The sequence below is a fragment of the Pinirhizobacter sp. genome, assembly GCF_035317885.1.
Classification (GTDB): Bacteria; Pseudomonadota; Gammaproteobacteria; order Xanthomonadales; family Rhodanobacteraceae; genus Pinirhizobacter.
The window spans coordinates 1-6,992 of sequence record NZ_DATHFX010000364.1; the positions used below are offsets into that span (position 1 = coordinate 1).

Consider the following 6,992-nt stretch of genomic DNA (forward strand, 5'->3'; position numbering starts at 1 on the left):
TATGGCCGTCCGGATGACTACGTGCAGACGCTCAAGTCCCAGACCGACGCGGTGAGCCAGGCGGCCGCCGAGAAGGCCATCAGGGAGGTCATCGTGCCCAAGGCGCTGACCTGGGTGATCGTGGGCGACTTCCGCCAGATCGAGAAACCCGTGCGCGCGCTGAACCTGGGCGAGGTGCACGTGATCGATGCCGACGGGAATCCGGTGAAATGACCAACGGAAGGATTAACATCGCCAACAGCCACCACCGGAGCCCCGCCATGCGCCACGCCCTTGTCTTCGTCCCCGTGTTGCTGCTGGCCGGCTGCACCTGGGGCATCAACCTCGACGAGGGGGCGAAGAACGTGCGCACCGCTTGGAGCCGCGATGTATCGAGCTGCCAGAACGTGGGCAAGATGACGGTGTCCGTGCAGAGCCGCGTCGGGCCGATCGACCGCAACGACATCAAGGTACGCGACGAGCTGGAAGTGCTCGCCCGCAACCAGGCGGCGGAGCTGCACGCCGACACCATCAAACCGCTGGGTGAGCCCACCGATGGCAACCAGGCCTGGGGCGCATACAAATGCGGCAGCGGTCCGTTGCCCTCGTCCGGCCAGCGCGAGGCCCCGCGGCAGGACAATCCGCCGCCCGCCAATGGCGTGGAGACCTTCCCGACCAAGGGCTAGTAGATACCCGTCGGGACACTTAAGGGGTCAGAGTCACAACTCTGACCCCGGCTTCCTCCGCGGGACACTCCAGGAAAACAGCATTGGGCGCCCAGCGGCGCCCTTTTTCTTGCCCTGGAGATATAGTTCTATTTACAAATGTAAATTACATAAGTAAACTATATCGGCCAGTCCAATCAGGCCCGAGCCGATGAACTCCAGTTTCGCCCCGACCGAACGCCGCCTTGCCGTCACCTGCGAGCGCCACCCCGCGTTTCCCCGCGAACCGGCCGTGCTGGTGCGCCTGATCAAGCATATCTACAAGGTCGTCCACGACGACGCCAACGCCGTACTGAAGCCCTTTGGCCTGAACCATCCGGAGTACAACCTCCTGATGATGATGTACGGCACTCCAAGCGGTGAGATGACACCCTCGGACCTGGCCGACGCTGCCGGTGAGAAGTCAGCCAACATCACCCGGCTTACCAACCAGTTGTGCGAGAAGGGGTTGATTCACCGCAAGGGCAGCAGCGACGACCGCCGCAAGGTGGTACTCACACTCACCCCCGGAGGGGAGGCGCTGATTGAAAGCTTCCTGCCGGAGATCTGCGGATTGCTTGGCCGGCAGACGGACAAGCTTGGCGCCGACGACCAGCACAAGCTCGAGCGGCTGCTGAAGAAAATGCTCGACGGCTTGATCGACTGAACGAGACGCCTGGACGATGTCCATGACCGATACAGGCACGCCGTTGCCGGCTTCTCGCAGGGTGGTGGTCGACACCCTGTACGAGGAGGCTGGCACGTGGCTGTTCGTCTTCAAGACGTTGCTGGCGTTCTACCTGACCGGCTGGCTGGCCATGCGGTTGAGTTTGCCAGCTCCCACCAGCGCCATGCTTACCACCATCATCGTGGCCAACCGCCAGTCGGGCATGGTGCTGGCCAAGAGCTTCTACCGCGCCATCGGCACGGTGGGCGGCGCCCTGGTGGCGGTGCTTATCGTCGCGGCATTTCCCCAACAGCGCGAACTGTTCCTGGTGGCGATGTCGCTGTGGCTGGGGATATGCGCCGGTGGCGCCACGTTCTACCGTAACTTCAAGGCGTATGCATTCGTGCTGGGTGGGTACACCGCGGCGATCGTCGGCCTGCCGGTGATCGACAACCCGCCGGCCGTGTTCGATTCAGCCGTGGCACGCCTGAGTGAAGTGCTTCTGGCTCTGCTGGTGAGCGGCGTGGTGAGCGATGTCATCTTCCCCTCGAAGATGCGCGACGTGCTTCGCCGTACGGCACGCGACCAGTTCGCGCATTTCATTGCCTTCGTGCAGGGTGCCACCGGCGGCCGCATCGCCCGCGAGCAGATGGAGCGCGCGCACCTGCGTTTCGTGCGCGACGCCGTCGCGCTGGAAGACCTGCGCAGTTCCGTGATCTTCGAAGACGCCGAGGCGCGTGCGCGAAGCAGCCACATGGAGCTCTACAACCAGCGCTTCATGGCGGCATCGACCACGTTCCAGTCGCTTCATCATTTGATCAATCGCCTTGGGAAGGCTGGGCGCACGGCGTCGGCGCAGGCGCTGATCCATCTTTATGCGCCCATAGGCGCCGCCCTGGCCGCGCCGATCGAGGCCGGGACGAGGGCAAGGATATTCCTGCCGCGGCTGGTGCAGGCGCGCCAGGCGATGGAAGCGAACGCACCGGTGTTGCGCGAGGCACTGGCTGATCCCACCGACCGTCGCGACTTCGACACGGGCGCCGCGCTCGTGCAGCGTTTCGTCGACGAACTACACGACTTCGTCGATGCCGCGGCCTCACTGGAGGCGCCGCGCGTGGGGGCCAGTTCCACCGAGCGCGTGCGTTTCGTGCGTGGCAACGACTTTGCCGGCGCGCTGGTGGCTACGACGCGCACCACCGTCACCATGTTGGTGCTTGGCGTGTTCTGGATCGAAACGGCGTGGCCGGTGGGCTCCAGCGCGATGCTGCTGGCCACGGTGTTCGCCGCCCTGTTCGCAGCTACCCCCAACCCCGCCAACGTCACAGGTTCGGTGTTGCTGGGTTATGTCCTGGGCGTGGCCATGGGCTTCGCCTGCGTCTTCTTCGTGCTTACCAAGGTCGATGGCTATGGCCTGCTGGTGGCGGGAACCGCGCCATTCATGATCGTCAGCGTGGTGATGATGATACGGCCATCGATGGCGAGCTTCGGCCTGGGCTGCGCGTTCGGTTTTGTCAATCTGCTGGCCCTGCAGAATCCGATGGTGTTCGACCCGGCGTCGTTCCTCAACATTGGAATCGCACAGGTCGCTGGCGTGGGGGCCGCGGCGGTGGCATTCATGATCGTGCCGCCGGCCATCGGCAGTAGATGGCTGCGTCGCCGCCAGTTGGAGCGTTTGCGCCGACAGGTGGCGCTGGCTGCCGAAGCGCCGCTGCCGGGTCTTCGGCACCGCTTCGAAAGCGTCAACCACGACCTCTTCAGCCAGGTGGTGTCGCAAACGCAAGCAGGCAGTGCCGACTCCCGTGCGCTGATCGCCTGGGCGCTGGCCGTACACGAGACCGGCCGCGCGGTGATCGAACTTCGTTACGCGATGAAGGAGCTGGATATGTCGGCGACCACGCGGCGAATCATGGATGGGGTTGTGCAGGCTCTGGCGCGCTTCTACGAGCGGCCCGACGCCGAACGTTACCTCGTAGCCCGCGACGCGGTGGCGACCGCCATCGCCGCCACCAGCGAGGCGGAACATACCTGCGTATTGCTGGACAACCTGCACCTGATCCGGCTGGCGCTGTTGGACGGCGAATCAGTGCTGGCCGCCTACATGCCGCAGATGCCCAACCCCGAGGAGATCGCCCATGCCCCGTGAAATCGCCCTCGGCGACGCGTTGGTCCCCAGCCTGTTGCTGGTGTTCGTAGGTTCCATGTTGCTGTTGTGGGCGCTGGACTGGCTTGCCGGCCGCTACGGGTTGTATCGCCACGTGTGGCACCCGTCGCTCTTTCGCATCGCCGCCTTCGTCTGCGTCTTCGGCAGCATCGCGCTGCTGCTCTTCCAGGTCCCGCCATCATGAAACTCGCAAGCCTCGTTCGCCTGGCCATCACCGTGGTGGTGGTGCTCCTGGCCATCCTCATCGGCCATGCCATGTGGAAGCACTACATGTATTCGCCGTGGACGCGCGATGGACGCGTGCGTGCCGAGGTAGTGCGCATTGCGCCGGATGTCGCGGGCCTGGTCACCGCAGTCGACGTGCTGGATAACCAGACGGTGAAGAAGGGCCAGTTGCTGTTTGTCATCGACCGCGCGCGTTACATCAATGCCGTGGCGCAGGCCGAGGCCAACCTCGCTGCCGCCGAGGCCGCCGCTCGCGCCGCCGGTGCCAGCATCAACGCCGCATCGGCCGGGGCCAACCAGACCAAGGCCAACTACGACATGCTCGCCGCGCAGTCCGAGCGGCGGCAGAAGTTGATCAACAACGTGATCTCGGCCGAGGACCGCGCGAACGCGCAGGCCACCGCCAATGCCGCGCACGCCGCGTGGCAGCAAGCCCAGGCCAGCACCCGGCAGGCAGGCGCCGGCCAGCAGCAGGCGCTGGCCGCCGTGACCCAGGCGCAGGTGGAACTGGCCGCCGCGCAGCTGAACCTCGATCGCACCGAGGTGCGCGCGCCGGTGGATGGCTACGTGACCAACCTGGACATCCGCGTGGGCGACTACGCCAGCACCGGCACGCCGCGCATGGCCCTGATCGACAGCCATAGTTACTGGATCTACGGCTATTTCGAGGAAACGAAGCTTCCCACCGTGCGCGTGGGCGACAAGGTGGACATTCGCCTGCTGGCCGGCGGTGCGCGCCTGACGGGCACCGTGGAAAGCATCGCGCGCGGCATTACCGACGCTGACAACCCCACCGGCACGGATCTGCTATCGGACGTGAACCCGACCTTCAACTGGGTGCGCCTGGCCCAGCGAGTGCCGGTCCGGGTGAAGATCGACGCCGACCACCTGCCCGCGGGCACGGTACTCGCCGCCGGCATGACGGCCACGCTTATCGTGCACCCTGGCCAGGCGCGGTAAGCCGCTCCAGCCGAAGCTCGAGCGAATGCTTCACGCTGTCCCATTCGGTGGCCAGGATGCTGAAGCACACCGTATCGCGTAGCGTGCCGTTGGGCCGCTTCTGGTGCGAGCGCAGGATGCCATCCTGCGTGGCGCCCAGGCGCGCGATGGCGCGCTGCGAGTTCACGTTGTAGCTGTCCGCATGCAGTTGAACGGAGGCCGCGCCGACGGTTTCGAAGGCGTGCTGCAGCAGCAGCCGTTTGCAGCAGGTGTTGAGGTGGGTTTTCTGCCAGCGCTGGGCATACCAGGTGTAGCCGATGGCCATGCGCGGCACCGTGTCGTCGATGTCGTAGAAGCGCGTGCTGCCGACGATCTCGCCGCTGGTGGCCTCGCGGATAGCGAAGGGCTGCATGCGGCCTTCCGCCTGGCCGGCGAGGGCCTTTTCCACATAGGTGTGCATCTGGCCAGGCGGCGGCACGGACGTGAACCACAGGTTCCACAGTTCCCCGTCGATGGCCGCGGCTTCCAGGGCTTCGATGTGGTCGACGTCGAGCGGCTCGAGCGCGACGTGTTCGTCGCGCAGGGTCACGGGCATCATTTTAGGCATCCAGGTCGGGGATGAGGCGGCTTTCGAGCCGGGAAATAGCATCCTTCAGCGCCAGCCTGCGCTTCTTCATGCGCGTCAGCTGCAGCTCGTCGCCCGCACGGGCGGCGATCAGCTGGTCGATCGCCGAGTCGAGGTCACGATGCTCACTGCGGAGTTCGGCCAGTCGACGGGCGGTCTCGGCGGGATCCTGGGCCTGCATGCGAACCACGGCGGCTAGGGGGGAAGCGTCGAGTGTAGTCTGCTGAACGTGACACGGGGAAGCATCAGCGAAGGCCCTGTTACAATGCGTTGTCCAGCCCGCGCCGCACCCATGCCAGCCCCTGTCCCCGACTCCCGCAAAGAAGCCTACGAGGTTGCCAAACTGGCACGGCGGCTGCGTCGCCAGGTGGGGCAGGCGATCGCCGATTTTTCCATGGTGGAAGCTGGCGACAAGGTGATGGTATGCCTGTCCGGCGGGAAGGATTCTTACACCCTGCTCGACATCCTGATCCAGATGAAGGCCAAGGCCCCGGTGCCGTTCGAGCTGGTGGCCGTGAACCTGGACCAGAAGCAGCCGGGTTTTCCCGCACACGTGCTGCCCGGCTACCTGCAATCGCTCGGCATGGCGTACCACGTGATCGAGCAGGACACCTATTCGGTGGTCACCCGCGTGATCCCGGCTGGCAAGACCATGTGCAGCCTGTGCTCGCGCATGCGCCGCGGCGCGTTGTACAAGTGGGCGGGCGCGAACGGCGTGACCAAGATCGCCCTGGGCCATCACCGCGACGATATCCTGGGCACCTTCTTCCTGAACATGTTCTATCAGGGAAGCCTGAAAGCCATGCCGCCGAAGCTTCGTTCAGACGACGGCGCGCACACGGTGATCCGGCCCCTGGCTTATTGCCGCGAAGACGACATCGCGGCCTACGCTGCGGATCGTGGATTCCCGATCATTCCGTGCAACCTGTGCGGTTCGCAGGAAAACCTGCAGCGCAAGGCCGTACGGCGCATGCTGGACGAGTGGGAGCGCCAGTTCCCCGGGCGCGCGGAAACGATCTTCCGAGCACTGGGCAACGTGGCGCCCTCGCAGCTGGCCGACCGCTCGCTGTTCGACTTCTCCTTCGGCACCACGGCCGGCGCCGATGCCTGTGCCTGGCTTGCCGGGCACGGCGATGCCACCGAATAAACCAAATGTTCCCCATTTCCCGTTCCAGCTGCCGAAGGCTTTGATTCCATGACCCCGTTCACCCATGTCGAAATGGCCCCCCGCGATCCCATCCTGGGGCTCAACGAGGCCTATGGCAGCGATACGCGCGAGCACAAGGTGAACCTTGGTGTAGGCGTCTACTACGACGCCGACGGCCATGTGCCGCTGCTGCGCGCCGTGCGCGCGGCCGAAGAGGCCCGCTTGGGCCACCTCACACCCCGTGGCTACCTGCCTATCGACGGTATTGCCGCCTACAACGGCGCGGTGCAACGCCTGCTGTTCGGCTCCGAATCGCAGCTAGTCGCCGAGCGCCGCGTGGTGACCGCGCAAGGCCTGGGCGGTACCGGCGCGCTGACGGTGGGTGCGGATTTCCTCAAGCACCTCAATCCTGGCGTGCCCGTCGCCATCAGCAATCCCAGCTGGGAAAACCACCGCGCCCTGTTCGAAGCGGCCGGCTTCCAGGTGGTGAACTACCCCTATTACGACGCCGCCAGCCACGGTCTGGATTTTGCCGGCATGCTGTC

The 6,992-nt window shown here is 65.2% G+C and carries 10 protein-coding genes; 8 read left to right on the forward strand and 2 right to left on the reverse strand.

Features of this window, described 5'->3' with window-relative positions:
* The 6 genes from VK519_RS11965 to VK519_RS11990 all read left to right on the forward strand — a co-directional run.
* Nucleotides 1-213, forward strand: a 213-nt coding sequence (locus VK519_RS11965) for a hypothetical protein (protein WP_324350049.1), incomplete at its 5' end; no start/stop codon positions are given.
* A gap of 47 nt (nucleotides 214-260) precedes the next feature.
* Nucleotides 261-665: a DUF4156 domain-containing protein gene (locus VK519_RS11970; RefSeq protein WP_324350051.1), complete on the forward strand. Its 405-nt coding sequence runs from the start codon at nucleotides 261-263 to the stop codon at nucleotides 663-665.
* 190 nt (nucleotides 666-855) lie between these two features.
* Nucleotides 856-1,350 carry a MarR family winged helix-turn-helix transcriptional regulator gene (locus VK519_RS11975; RefSeq protein WP_324350053.1) on the forward strand — a complete coding sequence of 165 codons (495 nt, stop codon included), beginning with the start codon at nucleotides 856-858 and terminating at the stop codon, nucleotides 1,348-1,350.
* Nucleotides 1,351-1,372: 22 nt separating this feature from the next.
* Nucleotides 1,373-3,493: an FUSC family protein gene (locus VK519_RS11980; RefSeq protein ID WP_324350055.1), complete on the forward strand. Its 2,121-nt coding sequence runs from the start codon at nucleotides 1,373-1,375 to the stop codon at nucleotides 3,491-3,493.
* Complete coding sequence (locus VK519_RS11985) at nucleotides 3,483-3,695, forward strand: DUF1656 domain-containing protein (RefSeq protein WP_324350057.1); 213 nt, start codon at nucleotides 3,483-3,485, stop codon at nucleotides 3,693-3,695. The genes VK519_RS11980 and VK519_RS11985 overlap by 11 nt, the downstream gene beginning before the upstream one ends.
* Complete coding sequence (locus VK519_RS11990; protein ID WP_324350059.1) at nucleotides 3,692-4,696, forward strand: HlyD family secretion protein; 1,005 nt, start codon at nucleotides 3,692-3,694, stop codon at nucleotides 4,694-4,696. The genes VK519_RS11985 and VK519_RS11990 overlap by 4 nt, the downstream gene beginning before the upstream one ends.
* Here the strand turns inward: VK519_RS11990 and VK519_RS11995 are convergent.
* Nucleotides 4,668-5,282, reverse strand: a complete 615-nt coding sequence (locus VK519_RS11995; RefSeq protein WP_324350061.1) for a GNAT family N-acetyltransferase — start codon at nucleotides 5,280-5,282, stop codon at nucleotides 4,668-4,670. The genes VK519_RS11990 and VK519_RS11995 overlap by 29 nt on opposite strands.
* The gene (locus VK519_RS12000; protein ID WP_324350063.1) at nucleotides 5,275-5,481 is read right to left on the reverse strand and encodes a YdcH family protein; all 207 of its coding nucleotides are present in this window, start codon (nucleotides 5,479-5,481) and stop codon (nucleotides 5,275-5,277) included. Before VK519_RS12000 ends, VK519_RS11995 begins: the two co-directional genes overlap by 8 nt.
* Nucleotides 5,482-5,592: 111 nt before the next feature.
* Between VK519_RS12000 and ttcA the strand changes: the two genes are divergently transcribed.
* Nucleotides 5,593-6,447: a tRNA 2-thiocytidine(32) synthetase TtcA gene (gene ttcA, locus VK519_RS12005; RefSeq protein WP_324350065.1), complete on the forward strand. Its 855-nt coding sequence runs from the start codon at nucleotides 5,593-5,595 to the stop codon at nucleotides 6,445-6,447.
* A gap of 48 nt (nucleotides 6,448-6,495) precedes the next feature.
* Nucleotides 6,496-6,992 (forward strand): aminotransferase class I/II-fold pyridoxal phosphate-dependent enzyme (locus VK519_RS12010; protein ID WP_324350067.1); only part of this gene is annotated, 497 nt, incomplete at its 3' end.

What these genes read in the sequence shown, in the direction of transcription:
- VK519_RS11970 (WP_324350051.1), top strand. Translation starts at nt 261, where the DNA reads ATGCGCCACGCCCTTGTCTTCGTCCCCGTGTTGCTGCTGGCCGGCTGC.
- VK519_RS11995 (WP_324350061.1), bottom strand. Translation starts at nt 5,282, where the DNA reads ATGCCTAAAATGATGCCCGTGACCCTGCGCGACGAACACGTCGCGCTC.
- VK519_RS12000 (WP_324350063.1), bottom strand. Translation starts at nt 5,481, where the DNA reads ATGCAGGCCCAGGATCCCGCCGAGACCGCCCGTCGACTGGCCGAACTC.
- VK519_RS11980 (WP_324350055.1), top strand. Translation starts at nt 1,373, where the DNA reads ATGACCGATACAGGCACGCCGTTGCCGGCTTCTCGCAGGGTGGTGGTC.
- VK519_RS11990 (WP_324350059.1), top strand. Translation starts at nt 3,692, where the DNA reads ATGAAACTCGCAAGCCTCGTTCGCCTGGCCATCACCGTGGTGGTGGTG.
- ttcA (WP_324350065.1), top strand. Translation starts at nt 5,593, where the DNA reads ATGCCAGCCCCTGTCCCCGACTCCCGCAAAGAAGCCTACGAGGTTGCC.
- VK519_RS11975 (WP_324350053.1), top strand. Translation starts at nt 856, where the DNA reads ATGAACTCCAGTTTCGCCCCGACCGAACGCCGCCTTGCCGTCACCTGC.
- VK519_RS11985 (WP_324350057.1), top strand. Translation starts at nt 3,483, where the DNA reads ATGCCCCGTGAAATCGCCCTCGGCGACGCGTTGGTCCCCAGCCTGTTG.